This is a genomic window from Rothia sp. HMSC065D02, assembly GCF_001815285.1.
Classification (GTDB): domain Bacteria; phylum Actinomycetota; class Actinomycetes; order Actinomycetales; family Micrococcaceae; genus Rothia; species Rothia dentocariosa.
In genome coordinates, this window is sequence record NZ_KV820092.1 from 649617 (window position 1) to 669469 (window position 19853).

17 protein-coding genes and 1 tRNA gene are annotated in these 19853 nt (G+C 49.6%); 4 read left to right on the forward strand and 14 right to left on the reverse strand.

The genetic code is table 11. The features are described 5' to 3' along the window. Positions 1–61: 61 nt before the first annotated feature. Entirely contained in the window at positions 62–3007 is a 2946-nt protein-coding gene (polA, locus tag HMPREF3016_RS10205; RefSeq protein ID WP_083315915.1) for a DNA polymerase I, read from the reverse strand. 229 nt (positions 3008–3236) lie between these two features. On the opposite strand from polA, the gene HMPREF3016_RS10210 reads away from it, so the two are divergent. Then, positions 3237–4514 carry a dicarboxylate/amino acid:cation symporter gene (locus tag HMPREF3016_RS10210; protein ID WP_048751662.1) on the forward strand — a complete coding sequence of 426 codons (1278 nt, stop codon included), beginning with the start codon at positions 3237–3239 and terminating at the stop codon, positions 4512–4514. A 79-nt stretch (positions 4515–4593) separates the two neighbouring features. On the opposite strand, the gene HMPREF3016_RS10215 is transcribed toward HMPREF3016_RS10210, so the two are convergent. Next, the gene (locus HMPREF3016_RS10215) at positions 4594–5007 is read right to left on the reverse strand and encodes a nuclear transport factor 2 family protein (protein ID WP_048751660.1); all 414 of its coding nucleotides are present in this window, start codon (positions 5005–5007) and stop codon (positions 4594–4596) included. Between the two features lie 112 nt (positions 5008–5119). On the opposite strand from HMPREF3016_RS10215, the gene HMPREF3016_RS10220 reads away from it, so the two are divergent. Then, on the forward strand, positions 5120–5584 hold the full coding sequence (locus HMPREF3016_RS10220) for a PaaI family thioesterase (RefSeq protein ID WP_048751656.1): 465 nt from the start codon (positions 5120–5122) through the stop codon (positions 5582–5584). Positions 5585–6024: 440 nt separating this feature from the next. On the opposite strand, the gene HMPREF3016_RS10225 is transcribed toward HMPREF3016_RS10220, so the two are convergent. Next, the gene (locus tag HMPREF3016_RS10225) at positions 6025–6639 is read right to left on the reverse strand and encodes an ANTAR domain-containing response regulator (protein WP_004004567.1); all 615 of its coding nucleotides are present in this window, start codon (positions 6637–6639) and stop codon (positions 6025–6027) included. Positions 6640–6850: 211 nt separating this feature from the next. On the opposite strand from HMPREF3016_RS10225, the gene HMPREF3016_RS10230 reads away from it, so the two are divergent. After that, positions 6851–6930: transfer RNA gene (locus HMPREF3016_RS10230), tRNA-Leu, on the forward strand. 199 nt (positions 6931–7129) lie between these two features. Here the strand turns inward: HMPREF3016_RS10230 and pyk are convergent. Then, a complete protein-coding gene (pyk, locus tag HMPREF3016_RS10235; protein WP_013398979.1) occupies positions 7130–8608 on the reverse strand; it encodes a pyruvate kinase in 1479 nt (492 codons plus the stop codon). A gap of 509 nt (positions 8609–9117) precedes the next feature. Here pyk and HMPREF3016_RS10240 point away from each other — a divergent pair. After that, positions 9118–9690 carry a flavodoxin domain-containing protein gene (locus HMPREF3016_RS10240; RefSeq protein WP_013398977.1) on the forward strand — a complete coding sequence of 191 codons (573 nt, stop codon included), beginning with the start codon at positions 9118–9120 and terminating at the stop codon, positions 9688–9690. A gap of 228 nt (positions 9691–9918) precedes the next feature. On the opposite strand, the gene lgt is transcribed toward HMPREF3016_RS10240, so the two are convergent. The 10 genes from lgt to ribB form a co-directional block, all read right to left on the reverse strand. Continuing rightward, the gene (gene lgt, locus HMPREF3016_RS10245) at positions 9919–11046 is read right to left on the reverse strand and encodes a prolipoprotein diacylglyceryl transferase (protein WP_083308359.1); all 1128 of its coding nucleotides are present in this window, start codon (positions 11044–11046) and stop codon (positions 9919–9921) included. A gap of 1 nt (position 11047) precedes the next feature. After that, a complete protein-coding gene (trpA, locus tag HMPREF3016_RS10250) occupies positions 11048–11899 on the reverse strand; it encodes a tryptophan synthase subunit alpha (protein WP_070448649.1) in 852 nt (283 codons plus the stop codon). Continuing rightward, positions 11896–13227, reverse strand: a complete 1332-nt coding sequence (gene trpB, locus HMPREF3016_RS10255; protein ID WP_070448648.1) for a tryptophan synthase subunit beta — start codon at positions 13225–13227, stop codon at positions 11896–11898. Before trpB ends, trpA begins: the two co-directional genes overlap by 4 nt. A gap of 187 nt (positions 13228–13414) precedes the next feature. Then, the gene (gene trpC, locus HMPREF3016_RS10260) at positions 13415–14209 is read right to left on the reverse strand and encodes an indole-3-glycerol phosphate synthase TrpC (protein WP_070741953.1); all 795 of its coding nucleotides are present in this window, start codon (positions 14207–14209) and stop codon (positions 13415–13417) included. A gap of 94 nt (positions 14210–14303) precedes the next feature. Then, complete coding sequence (locus HMPREF3016_RS10265) at positions 14304–14558, reverse strand: HGxxPAAW family protein (RefSeq protein WP_048751642.1); 255 nt, start codon at positions 14556–14558, stop codon at positions 14304–14306. A gap of 173 nt (positions 14559–14731) precedes the next feature. After that, a complete protein-coding gene (locus HMPREF3016_RS10270; protein WP_070741956.1) occupies positions 14732–15415 on the reverse strand; it encodes a Trp biosynthesis-associated membrane protein in 684 nt (227 codons plus the stop codon). A gap of 24 nt (positions 15416–15439) precedes the next feature. Further along, positions 15440–17032: an anthranilate synthase component I gene (locus tag HMPREF3016_RS10275; RefSeq protein WP_070741959.1), complete on the reverse strand. Its 1593-nt coding sequence runs from the start codon at positions 17030–17032 to the stop codon at positions 15440–15442. Positions 17033–17171: 139 nt separating this feature from the next. Then, positions 17172–17645, reverse strand: coding sequence for a 6,7-dimethyl-8-ribityllumazine synthase (gene ribH, locus HMPREF3016_RS10280; protein WP_048751639.1), 474 nt, complete (start codon positions 17643–17645; stop codon positions 17172–17174). 82 nt (positions 17646–17727) lie between these two features. After that, the gene (locus HMPREF3016_RS10285) at positions 17728–18489 is read right to left on the reverse strand and encodes a GTP cyclohydrolase II (protein ID WP_013398969.1); all 762 of its coding nucleotides are present in this window, start codon (positions 18487–18489) and stop codon (positions 17728–17730) included. Then, the gene (ribB, locus tag HMPREF3016_RS10290) at positions 18486–19763 is read right to left on the reverse strand and encodes a 3,4-dihydroxy-2-butanone-4-phosphate synthase (RefSeq protein ID WP_048751637.1); all 1278 of its coding nucleotides are present in this window, start codon (positions 19761–19763) and stop codon (positions 18486–18488) included. Before ribB ends, HMPREF3016_RS10285 begins: the two co-directional genes overlap by 4 nt. Positions 19764–19853: the final 90 nt, after the last annotated feature.

Sequence of the window (19853 nt, forward strand, 5' to 3'; positions counted from 1 at the left end):
TGTGTGCAATATATTCCGAATAAGTCCGACGGCATCGTTCATCTCTCTTCGCGGCTTCTGACTAGTGTCCGGCTTCTTCCCAGGACTTGCCCCAGCCAACTTGCACGTCGAGAGGAACCTTCAGCTCAATAGCTTCACTCATCTCCTCTACTAGGATGCGCTGCGCTGCTTCGCGTTCACCGACGGCAACTTCGAGGATAATCTCGTCGTGAACCTGCAAGAGCATGTGGGTCTTGAGATTCTCTTCTTGAAGTCGGCGGTGAATGTTAATCATTGCGATTTTAATGATGTCTGCAGCTGTCCCCTGAATTGGAGCGTTGAGGGCAGCTCGTTCAGCTGCCTCACGTCGAGTTCGGTTTGGAGAGTCAAGATCTGGCAGTGAACGTCGGCGCCCATAAATAGTTTCGGTATAACCGTCGTTATGAGCCTGTTTGACGACCCCGCGCAGGAAACGCCCCACACGACCAAATCGTTTGAAGTAGTTGGTACGCAACTCTCCTGCCTCATCGGAACTAATATTAAGCTGCTTTGCGAGACCAAACCGAGAAAGACCGTATGCCAATCCATAAGACATTGCTTTAACTTTCGCACGCATCTGGGGTGTCACCTCTTCGGGGGCAACCCCGAACACCTCAGAGCCAACGTACCGATGCAGGTCTTCACCATCCGCATAAGCCTGGATTAATTTCTCATCGGCGGCGAGATGCACCATAATACGCATCTCAATCTGCGAGTAGTCGGCGGTGAGCAAACCTTCATACTCTACACCGTCTAAAACTTTTGGAGCCACGATAAAGGCACCGCGGATACGTCGTCCTTCATCAGTGCGGATTGGGATATTCTGCAGGTTCGGTGCCGTCGAGGAAAGACGCCCCGTTGATGCAGCATTTTGCTGGAAAGTAGTGTGTACACGACCATCTGTGACTGCCGCTTTTTGTAGACCTTCGACAGTCTGCTTGAGCTTGATATTATCTCGGTACGCCTGGAGCGCAATCAAGAATTGAGCACCATCTGATTCCGGCGATACTTTGGTCAACAAGTCAGCCACAGATTCTGAATCCGTTGAATACCCGGACTTAATTTTGCGGGTCTTCGGAAGACCGAGCCTCTCAAAGAGTACAGTTTGGAGCTGTTTCACAGATGCCAGGTTGAGGGGCTCACCATTGACGTCACCGCCAATAAGTACTTTCGCCTGTTCCTCGGCCATGGATGCGCGTGAGCTAAACGTATCATTAAGCTCGTTTAGTAAGGCATCTGAGACAGCGATACCCGCCTGCTCCATATCAGCCAGAACGTACAGAAGCGGCAGCTCAATATCTTCATAAATCTTAAGCTGGCCCTGTTCTTGCATTTCGAAGTGCAGAATACGCGCCAGTTCGTGAATAACCCGTGAAACCTGGGTAAAGTAACGTAGGTTCTCTTCACCAGGCATCTCAAAAAGTGAGGGTGCTTCCTCTGGGAAGACAAGTTCACTGAATTCCTGTTGGGGAATCCAAAGATATTTCTCAGCTAAATCCTCAATACGTTCAGCAAAGAGCCTACGATTCGCAGCTGCTATGTATCCGCACATGTACGAGGATAACGACGGATCTTCGATGGCTCCATCGAGTTTATACCCGTACTCACGTAAGAGTTTCCGCTGATTTTTGAGATCCATCACGATCTTACGCATTTGAGGGTCAGAAACCCACTCCGCGAATGCTGAGGCGAGATCTTCGGAAATATTCGTCAGGTTGATCCACAGCGACGATTCTTTCGAGGTCAGAATAATTCCTCGCAGTACCGGATTCTCTTCAGCAGCACGAATCTTAGTCTTGGTAACTTTCACACCTTCACGAGCTACAGGCACATCAATCACAGGGAAGAGCGTAACCGCGCCTTCAAGCCTTTCGGGGACCTCTATGGCATTCCCCGATGCGTCACGCCCATACCCAACGTGGGTTGCATGCTCGCACCATGCACGAAAATCTGCGGCCGATGTCACGGTGATCGAATCATCGGTACGAATCGGCTCAAAGGTGGGACCACTCGGAACCCCGTTATCTGTCATGGGTTCTTCACCTGCGGTACGAGCTTGCGCGCCCAAAGCACGTATGACAGGCCCTAATATATCCTGGGCCCGCTTACGAATAGTGCGGAATTCCACTTCATCGAAGAACGTTTCAAGCTCCTGAAGGTCCGGAATAAACCGCATTTGATCGAACTCAATATCCAAATTGAGCGTGTCAACAAGCTGGTTGAGGCGACGGTTCCTGCGCACATTCTCAATGTTTTCGCGCAGAGCCTCACCTTTTTTACCTTTGATGTTCTCGCTATTAGCAAGTACACCTTCAAGATCACCGTACTCGTGAAGCCATTTAGCAGCAAAGCCTGGTCCAACTCCGGGGACTCCAGGCAGATTATCGGCTTGCTCACCGGTGAGCGCAGCGAGATCCGGATACAGCCGAGGTGGTACTTTTGTTTTTTTCTCAACCGCTGCAGGATCCATACGCTGAATACCTTTGGAGGGACCAGTCGTTACGGGATACAGCAATGTAACATCGTCCGTAACAAGCTGGAAAATATCGCGGTCTCCTGAAAGAATGAGCACTTTGTATTGAGCTTCTGATCCCTGCCGTGTCAGGGTCGCGACGATATCATCTGCCTCATAATTCTCCTGGGTGAGCGCCGGGATTTTCAGAGCTCCGAGCATCTTCTTGATGAGATCAAGCTGCCCGTCGAAGGCTTCAGGGATAACGTTACGACCGCTCTTATATTCGCTGTATTCCTCCGTGCGAAAAGTACCACCGGGCAGATCGAATGCCACCGCAATATGGCTGGGGTTATGGTCTTTAATAATGTTCAGCAAGGTAGACAGGAAGGCATGAACTGCTTCCGTATGCTGCCCGTCGCTTCGCACAAAAACATGGTTTCCCGTTTTCTCTGCCATTGTATAAATGCCAAAGAAAGAGCGAAGGGCCAGTGAATGTCCATCAATAAGGAGCAGGGTATTTTCTGAGTTACTCACAATCCCATTCTAGAGGTTTTCGACGGGGGGAGTGATAGTGAACGCAACACGCCTGAAAACTTCTAAAAGGCCTAGTACCGGCTAGGCGTTTTCATGTCATGAACGTCTGTCCTGTCGCTGGATAAACATATTCATTCACGCTAGGATATAACTCTATACTTGAGTGTTCCCTGAGAATACCGGGGATGAGCGGCATGGATCTTATCGGTCCCAACACACATAGGAAATTATGAAACTACTCAAAAAGATCCCTCTCCTTGCCTGGATTGTGATTGCAATTCTTGCAGGTGTTCTTATCGGTGCTACAACTCCTGGGATGATCGGTGGCATAAATAGCGGGCTGGGTATCTCTATCCCTACCGATGTTGTAGTTCAGATCTTTGTCTCGTTCTCTACTGTTTTCAGTGCGTTCCTGAGCTTCTCTATCCCGCTTATTATTATCGGTTTTATCGTTCCAGGAATTGGTTCGCTAGCCCAAGGTGCAGGTAAGATGCTGGGCATTACCGTAGCTCTGTCATATCTTTCCAGTATTGTTGCTGGATTTTTAGCTTTAACGGCGGCACTATTCCTGTACCCTATTTTGTTGAAGGGGCAACGGTTAGAATCTTTTGATAACCCTGAAAATGCACTCTCGACAGGATACATCAAGTTTGAGCTTGACCCCATTATGGGAGTGATGAGCGCACTTATTCTGTCCTTTATCCTAGGTCTGGGAATAACAGCCCTCAAGACTCGTAGCATGCTCAATCTCTTCGAGGATTTTCAAGTTATCATTGAGAAGCTTCTCAGCTACGTTATTATTCCGCTTCTACCCATCCATATCGTGGGTGTCTTTGCGAATATGACCCTTGCGGGCCAGGTTGCTAAGATTCTCTCGGTCTTTGGCATGGTATTCATTATGGTCATTATCTTGCACTGGGTAACGCTAACGCTACAGTACACAGTTGCCGGAAGCGTTTCAAAGCGCAACCCGTTTAGGATGCTCAAGACCATGATGCCCGCCTATTTCACAGCCATCGGAACCCAGTCCTCAGCAGCTACCATCCCGGTAACGGTTCGATCCGCGAAGAAGGCTGGTATTTCTTCTCGCGTGGTTGATTTCGCTATTCCGCTATGCGCTACCATCCACCTTTCGGGTTCTATGATCACGATTACTTCATGTGCAGTCGCAGTCCTGTATATGACTGGGCAAAACCCCAATTTTGCCTCAGTAACTCCAGTGGTGCTTATGCTAGGCATTATGATGGTCGCGGCCCCGGGTGTACCCGGCGGAGGCGTGATGACCGCCATTGGGCTGCTGGAGTCGATGCTTGGTTTCAATGAATCCATGATCGCCCTCATGATTGCTCTGTACCTTGCGCAAGACTCTTTCGGTACCGCAACTAATGTCACCGGAGATGCCACCATTGCAACGTTTACCGAACGTATCTCTAAGATGTTGGGGGTTGATCCAACTGCCGGGATTAGCGATGAAGACATCGAAAAAGCAGAAGCAATTTCGGCATAGCCTTGACCTAAACGACGGGGCGCGCGTCCAGAAACCTTGGATGCGCACCCCGTTATTCATATGGAGCTTTACTTACACCTTACTTATTCCGTACGAGTGCTTCGCTAATATGCTGACATCCTTTCCAACCCCAATAGATGCGATGGTTCACAATAAGCCCATCGGATATTTCCATGAGCTCTAAGATATCTATTTGTTCTCCTTCAGGAGTTTCTCGCGGATATTCCCACACCAAAGTTTTCCCATTAGTCAGATACTCCCCCGTGCGGTACCAACGTACAAGTTCATTCGGACGACGCTGGGTGCCCTCTTCCAGAAAATGCTTAATCGCTTCTCGTCCCCGCAAAACGCCGCCGCCAGCTTCGGGAATTATTGCTGACACGAGGGGGCTTTCAAAAACTGCGTCCTCAGCATAAAGGCTGAGCAGTCCTTCAGTATCACGGTTTTTAGCGTACCGATGCCATTCTTCATAGATACGTGCATGATCATCCATATTCTTACACCTTCCAAAGCAAGAATCTCGTTTCTTCTCAATCCCGACAAACACATACTTTATAAGAGCTCTTTTTCTACTCCACCCTATCACTGGGAGTACACTTGAAGGCATGACTGAATCTACCCCTAAACTATCTGCTGACCTTGTAGTGCAGCTCAACGAGCACGGTGTGCCCGCAGAGACTCATAAATTCTTTCCGAAGGGCTTGGGAGAGCTAATCCCCCGTATGGGAATTATCTTTAGTGAGCTAACTGCTGAGCGAGCTGTGGCATCCATGCCTGTGCAGGGGAATACCCAGCCTGTCGGTTTGCTCCACGGAGGTGCCTCGGCTGTTCTTGCAGAAACTCTTGGTTCATTAGCAGCAGGTATCCATGGAGGAGTTGACTCCATAGCCGTTGGGGTAGATCTCAATGCAACTCACGTGCGCCCCGCCATTAGTGGCCACGTTACGGGAATCTGTACGGCAGTTAAGCTGGGACGTACCGTTTGCGTACACACTATAGAGATTATGGATGAGTCCGATCGAACTATTTGTACAGCTCGTATAACTAATATGATCATTCCACGACCCTAAAGCAGACATATAGAGGATTGATATGGCGCGCCAACCGTATTCCAAACGCTATCCAAAAATCGTCCGTGCAAAACGTATTACATTGCCCTTAGCCATAGCTGCTCTACTGGTATGTTGGGTTACCGCTATGGGAAATCCAGGAAGTTTCTGGTGGCTAGGACTTTTCATAGCAGCTGGCGTTTTACTCTGGGCTGGGTCCCCAACAGCACGCCCGATTAAAGGTCCTCATGGTAGTGATGACGATGACGACATAACCCGTATAATGCGACGCTAATACATTCATTTCAAGGCTGTCGTGAGCAAATGAAAGCGTAAAACAGGAGTGTGGATTTTCAGGACAACAAGAGTCTTGTTGTCCTGAAAATCCACACTCCTGAATTTTATATTCTAGAGCAGCAGCTAATCATCGTTTGGGACTTGATACTAAGGTCTCAAGAATATTACTCAGACAGCTGCTTGATAATAGTATCGGATACCTCTCGCATAGAGAGGCGACGGTCCATTGAGGTCTTCTGAATCCACCGGAATGCCTCGGGCTCGGTGAGGTTCATTTTGGTGATAAGCAAAGACTTGGCACGATCTACGAGCTTTCGAGTCTCAAACTGATCACGAATAGTTGTGACCTCTTTCTCTAGCGTACGCAGCTGTTCATATCGAGAAAGCGCCACCTCGATAGCGGGAAAAAGGTCATTAGGAGTAAAGGGCTTGACCACATATGCCATGGCCCCAGCTTCAACAGCACGATCCACCAGCTCTTTCTGGCTGAAAGCGGTCAGGAGCACCACAGGCGCTATTTTTTCCTTTCCGATTTCCTCGGCGGCTGTAATACCGTCCATAATTGGCATTTTGACATCCATGAGCACCAAATCGGGATGGTGTTTTTTGGCAAGCTCGATAGCGGTTTTACCATTATCGGTCTCTGCCACGACCTCGAACCCTTGGTCCTTCAGGATTTCGACGATGTCCAGGCGAATCAATGCTTCGTCTTCGGCAACCACAACGGTGCGCGCCGAGACCTGATCTCCCTCGTGTTCGTGAGCGGTCTTCTCTGACATAACTCTCTCCTTGGTCTATTTTCAGTCGCCTTTATTCTACAGTAGTTAATAAAACTTCATCTACTGTATAAGGTTGAAATTTGTATGTTTCTCGTCTAGATGCAAAACTATCGTCGAGGATTCAAAGAATACTGTGGACATTTCTCACTCTTTGTAATTCGATTTTATGCCAATCGATAGGGTAAAATCTTATGCGTACCTTTGAGTGCAAGCCCGAGTGGCGGAATTGGCAGACGCGCCTGACTCAAAATCAGGTTCTTCGGAGTGTGGGTTCGAGTCCCACCTCGGGCACATTTACTAAACTCGTCTTGACCATAGTTATGGTTTTGAGACGAGTTTTTATTTTCTTGGAGCTCCAGTTCAATAGATTGTGTACCCGCAACTCATATGGTGGGTCTTTCCGCATATAGAAAGTCCCGCCTCCTGCATCAAAGAGGCGGGACTTCTCATAGATTCAGTTCGAAAAATGTTTACACGATAAAGAAGAACCTTACTTGTGTTCGTCTTCCCCGTAGGGGCGCAGGTGCTCACGCTCTTCCGGTTCATGTTCGCCGGAACCCTGTTCCTTAATACGGTGTACCTTAACCATATTGGTTGATCCCGCCACCCCGGGAGGCGAACCTGCAGCAATCACAATAAGATCACCCGGTTCTGCGAGCTTATGCTCGACCAGGTAGTCATTTACGATGTCGGTCGTACCGTCAATGTTGGTCGCCACCGGCGCATGCGCAGCTTCAACACCCCACAACAGTGAGATAAAAGCACGCACCTTTGGGTTGGGGGTGAAAGCAAGTACCGGCTGCGCAGGGCGTAGACGTGCTAAACGGCGTGCTGAGTCACCCGTCTGGGTAAAAGTACTAATGTAATCTACATCCAATTGTTCCGCAATGTTTACAGCTGCACGCGTGATGGCACCACCACGGGTACGGGGCTTACGGTCCAGCTGTGGTACGCGGTATAGACCCTTTTCCTCAGTATCACGAATAATGGAGGCCATTGCCGCAATGGTAATAATGGGGTAATTGCCCACCGAAGTCTCGCCGGAGAGCATCACCGCATCGGCGCCATCCAAGATTGCGTTTGCACAGTCAGAGACTTCCGCGCGCGTAGGAGTCGGGCTAGAGATCATGGACTCAAGTACCTGAGTTGCCACGATAACGGGCTTAGCCCAGCGACGAGCCATCTCAATAGCTTTCTTCTGAACCAGTGGCACCTCAGAGAACGGCAGTTCCACGCCAAGGTCGCCACGGGCAACCATGATGCCATCAAACTTGTCGATAATATCTTGCAGATTATCAACGGCTTGAGGCTTTTCGATCTTGGCAATCACCGGAATACGGATACCCTCTTCGGCCATGATCTCATGAACGCGGTTTACGTCTTTCCCGCTACGTACAAAGGAAAGAGCAATAATATCTACGCCCAAATTCAGGGCAAAACGAAGGTCAGCCTCATCCTTCTCGGTCAGTGCGGGAAGAGAAACGGCCGCCCCAGGAAGGTTGATGCCTTTATTGTTTGAAATAGGTCCGCCTACAATCACACGAGTGCGAACACGAGTTGGAGTTACTTCAACGGCTTCCAGCTGGATCTTACCGTCATCCAGCAAAAGTTTATCGCCAGGCTTCACATCGCCAGGAAGACCTTTATAAGTCGTACCACAGATATCTTTGGTACCCTCAACGTCCTCAGAAGTAATCGTAAAATCAGCGCCAGGCTTTAGATATTCTTCCCCGTTTACAAAGCGCTCCAAACGGATCTTAGGACCTTGCAGATCAGCAAGAATAGCTACTTCTTTCCCCAACGCCGCGGATTGTTCACGGATAGTTGTGTAAGAGTTAGTGTGAACGTCGTGGTCACCATGACTCATATTCAGACGGGAAACGTTCATACCCGCCTTGATCGCTTCCGCAATTTTTTCGGGAGAAGAAATAGCCGGACCAATGGTTGCAACGATTTTTGCGCGCCTCATGTACCTAACCTTCGTGTGTTGGGGTGGAACCTTCTAAGAAAGATACCCATAATATAGATGGAACCTTCCCATCAGGAGTCCCAATTATTCCCACACAACACCATGTATACACAACATGGCATGTGCGGCATTCATCCCTTCTAGTATATTCCTTCTCAAGCGTTTTCGGGAGGAAAATTCTCGGTATTTTCAGGAAATCCTTGTTTTAACCTCGAACCATGTTGCCCACTCAAGACTCACGTGCTCTCTACCTGCCCCTCAGAACAATAATTAGGTTTTAGTTGTTTTCTGACATCTCATTTGAAACTATGGCCAAGCGCTCCTGTCCGAGAAACAAATATGCCCACATCATGTATGACACACCTTGATGTTCATCGCTCACTCCCCTCTTCCATGTGATAAAAACGACACGCCAGTATTGGCTAAGCAATTTCACATTTATCACCACCTGCCATAGACTGGAATCAATAATTAGTATCTTGTATGCAAATTTGCTTTGGGAGGCTTCAGTGACCATTCGTGTGCTGATTATCTTCGGTTCAACCTATGGGTACACCGAGCGTTATGCGAACTGGATAGCAGAAGATCTGCGAGCATTACCACAGGCTCCTGAAGTCGATACTTTACGGGCTACAGAAGTAACCCCTGAACTTGTGGAAGCAGCGGACTCCGTTATTATTGGCGGTAGCGATTACGGCGGGTTCCTTACAGGCGCTCCCAGCCTCAAGAAGAAGATTGTTCCCTTTATTCTCCCTAAAAAGGAACGTACTGCATTCTTCACGGTTTCCTTCACAGGCGAGTACTCCAAGAAACTGCTCGACAAGGCTGTCGCTAAAAGTTATACTGCAGAACTCACCGATGGACGCCCGACTTTCCATTTACGTGGTGGGATTGACTTTTCAGAGCTTTCACTTGCTCATAAGACCGCTCTTAAAGGTCCGGTTCGCGCTTGGTTGATGGCTAATCCAAACCCCAACGAAGGTATTCAGCAAATGCTTGAGTGCTATAAAACCGGTCATGCGGATTACACCAACCGAGAGTCTCTAAAACCACTTGTTGAAGCAATATCCAAATTCCTCTGATATTGCATAGCAGGTTACCAAAATAAGCTTGGCCGGAGGTTTTCTCTCCTCCTCCGGTCTTTTGATTCCGGATGCGGGTGCGAGGCCGCGCCGATAACGTATTCGGTTGCAGGGGGTGGGTCTTGTGTGTGCGGCCCACCCCCTCCTTTTATCTTTCATCAAGGAAAAAGTCAGGTCCTCTCCACCATTGAAACAGTGAAGAGGACCCAAGGTTAGTTGTCCAGGAATTTACGATTTAGATTTTTTCCACGGGATCTCAGGAGTTTTATCCTGCCTATCACCGGTCTGAATCTTATCTGCAGACTCTTGGGCGCCTGGTTCTTTGTCTTTTGTAGCTTTCTTCTCTTCCTCTACCTTCTTCTCGGATGTCCGAGATTCTTTCGAGGTCTCTTTACCCTGGTTAGAAACCTCATCCGGATCTTGGGCGGCAGTTTTCTCTGAGTCAGGGGTATGCTGAACCGATGCTCCCTGAACTGGAGCTTCAGCAATGCCCGCTGCAGCTTTAGCCCTAGCACGGATACCAGCGGCAACAAAGCCGATCAACCCTAGTACAATCAGGGCACCCGATGTCCACACGTGAACCCGCAGCCCCAGAAGTGTTTCAGAGGTATCAATACGCAGGAACACTTCAATGAAGAACCGTCCAATACCGTAGTACAGCACATAGAGCCAAAAAGTTTGTCCGCGCTTCAGGAACCTATTCCCCAGGAAAATTAGAAGGAATGCGCCCACAAGGTTCCATAATGATTCGTAAAGGAATGTGGGGTGAAAGAGAGTTCCTGCGGGATATTGAGCAGGAAAATTCCCACTCGATTGACTAATCTCCAAACCCCACGGAAGGGTAGTAGGCTTACCGAAAAGCTCCTGATTAAACCAATTGCCCCAACGACCAAAAGCCTGCGCCAAAATAATACCTGGTGCAACTGCATCCGCAAATGCTGCATAGTTAATCTGGTATCGGCGACAAGCAATCCAGGCCCCCAGGGCTCCTACGGACACCGCTCCCATAATGCCGATGCCGCCTTCCCAAATCTTCAGGAAAGCCCAAGGATCAGAGACATTGGGACCAAAATAGCTGCCAGGGTCTGTAATGAGCACATGGTAAGCACGCGCCCCAATAATTCCAGCGGGAATAGCCCACATTGCCACGTCATATACGCGCTCACGTGTGCCGCCAACTTGTGCCCAGCGCCGAGCGCTAAGCCATAGACACACGATTATTCCGGCTAAAATGCAAAGTGCGTAAAAATGGATACGAAACGGCCCAAGCTGAAGATAAGATACACTCGGCGACGGGATTGACGCCAGAGGAAGGGATACTGCTGAGGTAAAGGATTCCGATAATATAACATTCATACTATGCACGTCCTGCAAGTTCACGAGTTAGTGCTCCCACCGCAGTAGGACCTCCATCAGCTAGAGCTTTTACAAGTGCCGTTCCTACAATCACACCATCTGCATAAGTTCCGATCTCTTCAACATGGGCACGAGTTGAAACGCCTAAACCAACACACGCGTATTCAGCACCTGCAGCATGAAGGTTTTCGACAAGTCCTTGGGCAGCTTCTGAGACTGAGGTGCGAGCCCCTGTAACGCCCATGACAGAAACGGCATAAACGAACCCGCTCGAAGCCTTAGCGATAGTCTCTAAACGTTGATGGGATGACGATAGGGCCGCCAAGAAAATACGATCTAACCCGTATTTTTCAGAGGCTTCGAACCAAGCCGATGCTTCATCGGGTACTAAATCTGGAGTGATCATTCCAGCTCCTCCAGCAGCCGCAAGGTCACGTGCAAAATTATCAACACCGTAGGCAAGTACGGGGTTCCAATACGTCATCACGACAACGACAGCTTGGGTTGCCTCGGTAATGCGCCGTACAGCATCAAAAACCCGAGAAAGTTTGAAGCCGCCTTCTAATGCGGCACCTGTGGCGTGCTGGATAACGGGGCCGTCCATGACCGGATCCGAGTACGGTACACCCAGCTCAATAATGTCGGCACCGTTATTGCCTAGTTCGATAGCTGCTGCCACAGAATCTTCAAAATTGGGAAAACCTGCGGGGAGGTACCCGATAAGTGCTGCACGCCCATCTTCTTTGCATTCGCGTAACCGCTGCACGAGAGGCGAGTTCGGGTTTTGGGGCGGGAAGGTACCGTCAAGGACTTCGTACTTTGCCGCATGCGGCTGTGCGTCTTGATAGCTCATGCGTGCGCCTCGCTTTCTGCCTGCACTGCCTTCTCAGCAACTGCCTCTTTATTGCCTGTCATGAGAGAAGATGACGGGGTTGCTTTCCCTAGATCGAACCATTTCAAGGCGGTCTCCATGTCTTTATCGCCACGACCAGATAGGCACACCACCATTATTTTTTCACGGGCAGACTCAGAATCTTGATGCGCCCACTCCTGACAGACCCGTAACGCACCGGCAAGTGCATGCGCCGATTCGATGGCAGGAATAATACCTTCAGTACGGCAAAGCAGTTGAAAAGCATCCATAGCTTCAGTATCGGTCACCGGCTGGTAGCTGACACGGCCTAAGTCTGAAAGGTACGAGTGTTCGGGCCCAACGCCGGGATAGTCTAGGCCAGCAGAAATCGAATGCGACTCTATAGTTTGCCCATCTTCGTCTTGCATCAGGTAGGTTACGGCACCGTGAAGCATTCCTGGGCGTCCTAGATTAATAGTTGCGGCGTGACGTCCGGTTTCTACACCGTCTCCCCCCGCCTCAAAACCGTAAAGTTTTACATCGTGGTCATCAAGGAATGCATGGAAGATTCCAATGGCGTTTGAACCCCCACCAACGCATGCAGAAACTCCGTGGGGAAGACGCCCAGTCATCTGTTGAATTTGTTCGCGTGCTTCAGAACCAATAGCATCATGAAAGAAACGCACCATTGCAGGGAAAGGATGTGCTCCCGCCGCTGTACCCAGCAGATAGTGGGTATTCTCGACATTAGCGACCCAGTCTCGAAGAGCCTCATTAATAGCGTCTTTCAGAGTACGGGAGCCATTCTGAACGGCAATAACTTTCGCGCCCAAAAGCTGCATACGCGCCACGTTCAAAGCCTGCCGCTCGGTATCTTCTTCACCCATGTAAATCACACAGTCCATGCCGAAAAGCGCAGCAGCCGTTGCCGTTGCTACACCGTGCTGACCAGCACCGGTCTCTGCGATCAGACGTGTCTTACCCATGCGCTTTGCGAGAAGTGCTTGTCCTAAAACATTGTTAATCTTGTGGCTACCGGTATGGTTAAGATCTTCACGTTTCAGAAAGATCCGAGCCCCAGCGTGCTCTGAGAACCGCGGAACTTCCGTTAGCAATGAAGGACGATTCGAGTATTCAGCAGAGAGTCGCTGAAATTCCGCAATAAACTCTGGATCCTGCTTAGCATTCTGGAAGGTAGACTCAAGCTCATCCATGGCGGCAATTAACGATTCAGGCATCCATCGCCCACCGTATTGCCCGAAGTAGGGACCGGGTGCATTTTTGAGGGATTTCCCCTCAAGAAATGCGTCTGCCAGGTTTTCGCTCATTGTTGTCCTTCCCGGGTACTTTTATTTTCATCCATGAGTTAGGTTTGTACACTTAACTCATGGTACGGCTTGTTCGTATTCTTACTATTCTACGCGGAATGACATAGCGTCAGCGTATATAAAGAAAAGCCCTATGATTATTCACATGTGAAAAACTGTCATCTACGTAAGATAGCTCTAATCTGCATTAGAGATGATGTACAGCCGAAAATTCACGTACAGTTTTCTCCGGGTCTCCAGATTTGACCAGAGTCTCACCAATAAGCACGACATCAGCACCAGCCTGCGCGTAGTTCTGTACATCGCTCAGCCCAGATACACCAGATTCTGCAACTTTAATAACGCTTTCCGGCAGATCGGCCGCAAGCTCTGCATAATGCGCGTTCTTGACTTCAAGAGTTTTTAGGTTGCGAACGTTAATACCTATAATTTTGGCTCCGACACGCTGAGCGATAGATATTTCTTCTGAAGTATGTGCTTCTACGAGAGCATTCATACCAAGCGATTCGGCAAGCTCTAAGAAAGCGCTCAAGGTATCTTCTTCCAAGGCAGCAACAATAAGAAGCACCAGATCTGCGCCGTGTGCACGTGCTTCCCAAATCTGGTACTCATCAACAATAAAATCTTTACGCAATATGGGAATACTGACGTGAGCACGCACCGCATCCAGATCCTCCAGGCTTCCGCCAAAACGGCGTTCTTCGGTAAGCACCGAAATAGCTGCTGCTCCTCCACGCTGATACTTCACCGCTAGTTCCGCTGGATCCGCTATTTCCCCCAGGATACCTTTCGATGGAGACGAACGTTTCACCTCTGAAATGATACGCACAGTTTGGCCATCACCACGTAAAGCACATACAGCGTCAAGAGCTGGTGCCGTAGAGAGCGCTAGCTCCTGCACCTTTTCCAGAGGATGTTTTGCACGACGATCCTCTAAATCCTCACGTACTCCACCAATAATTTCATCTAGTACGGTACTCAACAGTGTTCCTTCTCATAGTCATCAAATATCCAAAAGTTTGAGATAGCACAAGAGAGAGCGCCTCGTCATGGGCGAGGCGCTCGTAGCGTATTTACTAGTGACGCTCAGTATTTTTGGTTTTAGAACCACCTTGACCGTAGCCAGCACTCTTGAGAAGCAATCCAGCCACTAGACCCAGCACGATAATGCCAGCACCAACAAAGACGATAACGGGCTGAGCCAGATCATACGCAACAGCACCAACAAGTACCCCGGTCGTCATGATGGCGATCATAACCCACGATGCTACGGTGCTACCGTGATTTGCATACGGGCGTTCAGGAACAATAACAACTTTCTCTTCCGTCACGAAAACTCCTCATGTGTGTGCACAGATACGCGAATAATGCGTACAGACGTCCTTTCTTCGATTTTAGGTCATGACCTCGTCTTCTGTGAATTTGCTGGTGAGAATCGTACAAATATTTAGACGAGCAATGTTGTACAACTCGCAGTGTTTGAAGCCTCTTTCACTATTTAAAACTATTTTTCTACGGTAGGGTCTTCTCCCCTGCTCAGCAGATCCCATGCATCCATATTGTCGACCTCACCAGGAGCTTCTTGCGGGTTACGCACTGTGCGGTTATATTTACGCCCACCTTGCCAGTGTCGAGCCACTACAAGAGTCCAAAGTCCCACGCACATAATAAGAAAACCTGATATGCATGAAATCCACGGCCAAACAGTCACAGCATACGTACCTGTAGACGCCACGGTTCCCGTTACCTTGCTGGTCTCAGTTACAACCGCACCTGCGGGATTCATCACCACCGACAGCGCAGAGAGAATAATACCTACCCCGGATCCTAAACTTACCAATGCGATAACATACCGCAAAAGCTGAGGGGCTATGCGCGCCGCTAAAGGAGCTGCTAAAGCTACCATCGCCAGTGCGCTTACTGCGGGGGCCGCTCGAGACCCAGTAATGTCAAGATTTTGTTCCCCCAAGACCCCGTTCACATGCGCTTGGACCCAAGGAAAAAGCGTCGTACTAAAGGCAAGGGCAGCCACAGCAAGCCCTGTTAAAAGCACCAGTCCAGGCGCTTGTAGTCGCGCAGGTTTCGAGTGTAAGTTTTCATCCGCCGCACTAAAAGCCGTAGCAGTACTCGTTGTCTCATGGTTATTTGATTGATTCAAAGACGAAGACTTATGCCGCTGTGTATTCATGGGATTATGCCCTCCCGCAGGTTCTTAATCTGCTGTGGTAACGCGTTTTGTCTGCAGAGGTTTCAGACCCGATGCCGTCAATACAGCACGGAGCGGAGCAGCTGACTTATTTACGGTCTCTTCAGTCTCGGACTCCGGGTTGGAGTCCATCACAATACCGGCTCCAGCCTGTACATAAGCTTTTGTTCCCTTGAGAACAGCAGTACGAATTGCAATAGCCATGTCCATGTTTCCAGCAAAATCAAAATATCCGCAGACACCCCCATAAACCCCACGGCGGGTCGGCTCATACTCGTCGATAAGCTGCATGGCCCGCGGTTTGGGAGCCCCCGAGAGAGTCCCCGCCGGAAAAGCAACGCGAAGTACATCGTAAGCACTGAATTGAGGGTCAAGTTCAGCACTCACTGAGGAAGAAATATGCATGATATGGCTAAACCGCTCAATCACCATGAACTCATCAACAGAGACCGTTCCAGGCTTTGCAATTCGAGACAGATCATTACGCGCCAAATCAACCAGCATCAAATGCTCAGAGCGCTCTTTTTGATCGGCAAGAAGCTCTTCAGCAAGAGCTATATCCTGTTCACGAGTTGCACCGCGAGGCCGGGAACCAGCGATAGGATGCGAGGTCGCACGACCCTCCTTGAGGGTCACCAAGGCTTCTGGGGAGGAACCAACAATTTGGAAAGGAATACCCTCAGCATCCTCAAAGTTAAAGAGGTACATGTAGGGTGAAGGGTTAGATTGACGAAGGACGCGATAGACATCAAGCGCATCCGCGCCAGTTTCAACTTCAAAACGACGTGAGATCACGATCTGAAAGATGTCGCCATCAATAATATTTTTCTTACAACGATCAATTGCGTCTTGATAACCTTGCACCGACCAAGTTTGAGTAACCTCACGATGAATTCGAGCATTTACCTCAGAAACGCCGGTTAAAACCGATGCCGTTTCAGAGGCACCCTGTTCTAGCTGCTGCAGCATACGGTGCAGACGTTCGACCGCATCGACGTATGCATCATCCACATTTTCATCGGTACCGTTGAAGTTAATGGCATTTGCGATCAAGAGCACTGTACCGTCAGTATTATCATGGATTGCCATATCAGAAACCATGTTCAAGGCAAATTCTGGGAGATTCACGTCATCAGCTGGCGGATACGGCAGGTTCTCCCAGCGGCGTACTACGTCCCAGCCCAAGTAACCTACCAACCCCGATGTTAACGGTGGAAGGCCAGGAACCGGTTCAGTATGAAGCATACGAAGGGTTTGATCGATAGCTTCAACGGGGTCGCCTTCTGTTGGGGCCCCCGCCGGAGTTTGCCCTTGCCAATACATCTTGCCGTCTCGTGTGGTCAGGGTTGAACGAGAAGAAGCGCCGATAAAAGAATACCGGTCCCAAGCTGCCGATTCCCCCTCGGTCGCGATCTTAGCCGATTCAAGCAAAAAAGTTCCAGGATCAGCGGCACCATCGTGTAGAACCAGCGAACGATAAATACCAATGGGTGTGAGCGAGTCTGCAAGAATTTTGATGCACACCGGAATAACTCGGTGAGTCACTGCGCGTTCCCGGAATTCTTCAAGAGAGGGTGAGATAATGCCCAAATCCTGCATAGGACTAATCCTTCGTGCTCGATTGCTGATGCCCAAACTGTTGCCTGGGGCTCTCGTATTAGTGTACAAGTTCCACCACATCTAACAGTGGTTTGAACAAACAGCGCGAAGTATCAAAATTGACACTTCGCGCTGTTAATTAGCTCAGTCGTTTGAGAGTCGCTGCGGTTTGCAAAGCTGCCGCCGTTGCCTCATAGCCTTTGTCTTCAGAGGAACCAGGAAGTCCGGCACGGTCTAGAGCTTGTTGTTCATTATCGCAGGTGAGTACCCCGAAACCGACCGGGCGACCAGTCAGCACGGAAACATCGGTCAGACCACTCGTAGCGCCCTGACATACGAAGTCAAAGTGAGGAGTTCCACCGCGAATAACAACGCCGAGGGCAACAATCGCATCGTATTTTTCGGCAAGACGGGTTGCTGCAACAGGTAGTTCAAAAGTCCCCGGAACACGCACAATAGTCGGCTCCAGCCCCGCATCAGCGGCGGCGCGCTGCGCCCCATTGAGTAACCCTTCCATGACCTGAGTGTGCCAGCTTGCCGCAACAATAGCTAGTTTGAATCCAGTGTAGTCCTCGGGATTGAGAGTGGTATCTGCTGCTCCTGCGCCGCTCATATTTCTTAACTCCTTGGTGTCGTTGGTTTATATCGCAAAGTCGTCCTCTGACCACACAGCAAGCTGTTATCAGCCAGAAGAACTATATACTAGGCCCATGGAGCCTATGCCCCATACGCCGACGTTTTGTTTCAAGGTACTTGGCGTTCTCAGCACGCGCCGGAATTTCGTCAGGAATTACCTCATGTACTTCAAGCCCCAGCTCGGTCAGCGCGTCAACCTTTGCCGGATTATTTGTGATAAGTCGCAGATTATGAACCCCGAGTTCTTGCAGAATAAGTGCCGCCTGCGTGTAATCACGCATATCTTCGTCTAAGCCAAGCGCTAAATTTGCGTCTAGGGTATCAAGGCCAACATCTTGAAGTGCATAGGCTCGCAACTTATTTACAAGCCCAATACCCCGCCCTTCATGATTGCGAATATAGAGAATCCAACCACCATAACGCGAGAGAATTTTTAACCCATTCTCAAGCTGCTGACCACAGTCGCATCGGAAGGAGCCCAGAATATCTCCAGTAGCGCATTCGGAGTGGATTCGCACTGCGGGAATCTGAGCTTCTCCCGAAAATGCAATAGGGTTCCCTTGGTCGTCTAAAGCACGAATGCTCATATGCTCAGCACCATCGGCAAACCGCCAAGCACGTACCCCAAAGTTTCCATGGGGTGTAGGAACAATAACCTCAACGGTCGATTCCACCAGTTGCGGGCTGGGATGAGGCACTAAGTCTAAAGGCGAAGCTGTGTATTGGTGGGCAAATCTCTCAGCAAGATCGCGTTTCTCGAATTCGAGCTCTGAGGGTATGTGCTTGTGCTGAGTGCTCTGCTTTTCTGGAGTATCACTCATGCTCGTTCCTTCACATACTGAATAAGGTCTTCGATCGAAATCATGGGGAGGCTGTGTGCAGCTGCAAAAGAGCGCAAAGCCTCAAAGCGCATCATACTTCCATCATCATGAACAAGCTCGGCGATAACGCCTACGCCCGAAAGACCTGCCGCACGAGTAAGTTCTACGGCCGCTTCTGTATGCCCAGCACGTTCCAAAACCCCACCAGCTACGGCACGCAAGGGAAATATATGCCCCGGACGGCTCAAATCTTCAGGGCCCGCTGAGGCGTCTGCAAGAACTCTGACTGTACGGGCACGATCGGCAGCGCTAATACCTGTTGTGCTTCCTACACGCGCATCGCAAGAAACCGTATATGCAGTACCTTTAGGATCTTCATTGTGCGCGGTCATCGGCGGTAAGTTCATGCTGTCTGCGCGTTCGTGACTCATTGGAGCACATATCACTCCGGAAGTATAGCGGATAGTAAATCCCATGAGTTCTTCTGTAGCATATTCAGCCGCAAAAATTATATCTCCCTCATTTTCACGGTTTTCATCATCCACTACAACGACAGCTCGACCGGCGGAGATAGCCTCAATGGCCTCCTGAATAGAATCCAGCTCTTGTGCAACTACGGAAGTTTCATGGAAATCTATATTTCTCGTTTCCATCAACCGGGCTACATATTTAGCGAGCGCGTCTGTTTCAAGATTGACAGTATCTCCTACGGTAAGCTGCCCTAGATTAGTTGCGCTAAGAGTTTCAGGAATTAAACCGACTTCAAACCAGGGAGCGCTCTCAACAGAGGCAGAAACCGCTGTTACTGTCAGCGATACGCCGGAGACGGCAATAGAACCTTTCTCAACCAGATACGGAGCAAGTTCTTGAGGAATGGAAAAACGAACAGTGCACCATGCATCATGTTCCGTTATTGATGTAACCGTCGCGATACCATCTACGTGTCCCTGGACTACGTGTCCGTCGAACCTTCCGCTGGCAGGCATGCACCGTTCAAGGTTAACGACCGATCCTTGAGTTAGTGTGCCTAGATTGGTCCGAGTGAGCGTCTCCCCCATGGCATAAGCGCGAAATTGCTGCGGTTCAATGCTATCCTCATCAACGGCAGTTAGGCATACACCGTTGACAGCTAGGGATCCTCCATGGTCCAAGTCAGAGACAATGTCACCAGCGTTAATAGTGATATATGCAGCTCCGGTCGAAGCCCCTTGAGCATTATAGACTGGTTGAACGGATTCAACGGTACCTAGCGCACCGATAATTCCTGTGAACATGTGTGTCTTCTCCTCTGTGGCAGCTGCACCGAGATGGAATTCAGATGCCGCTACGATACTTGCACTACAACTATAAAGACGAGTCCTTTA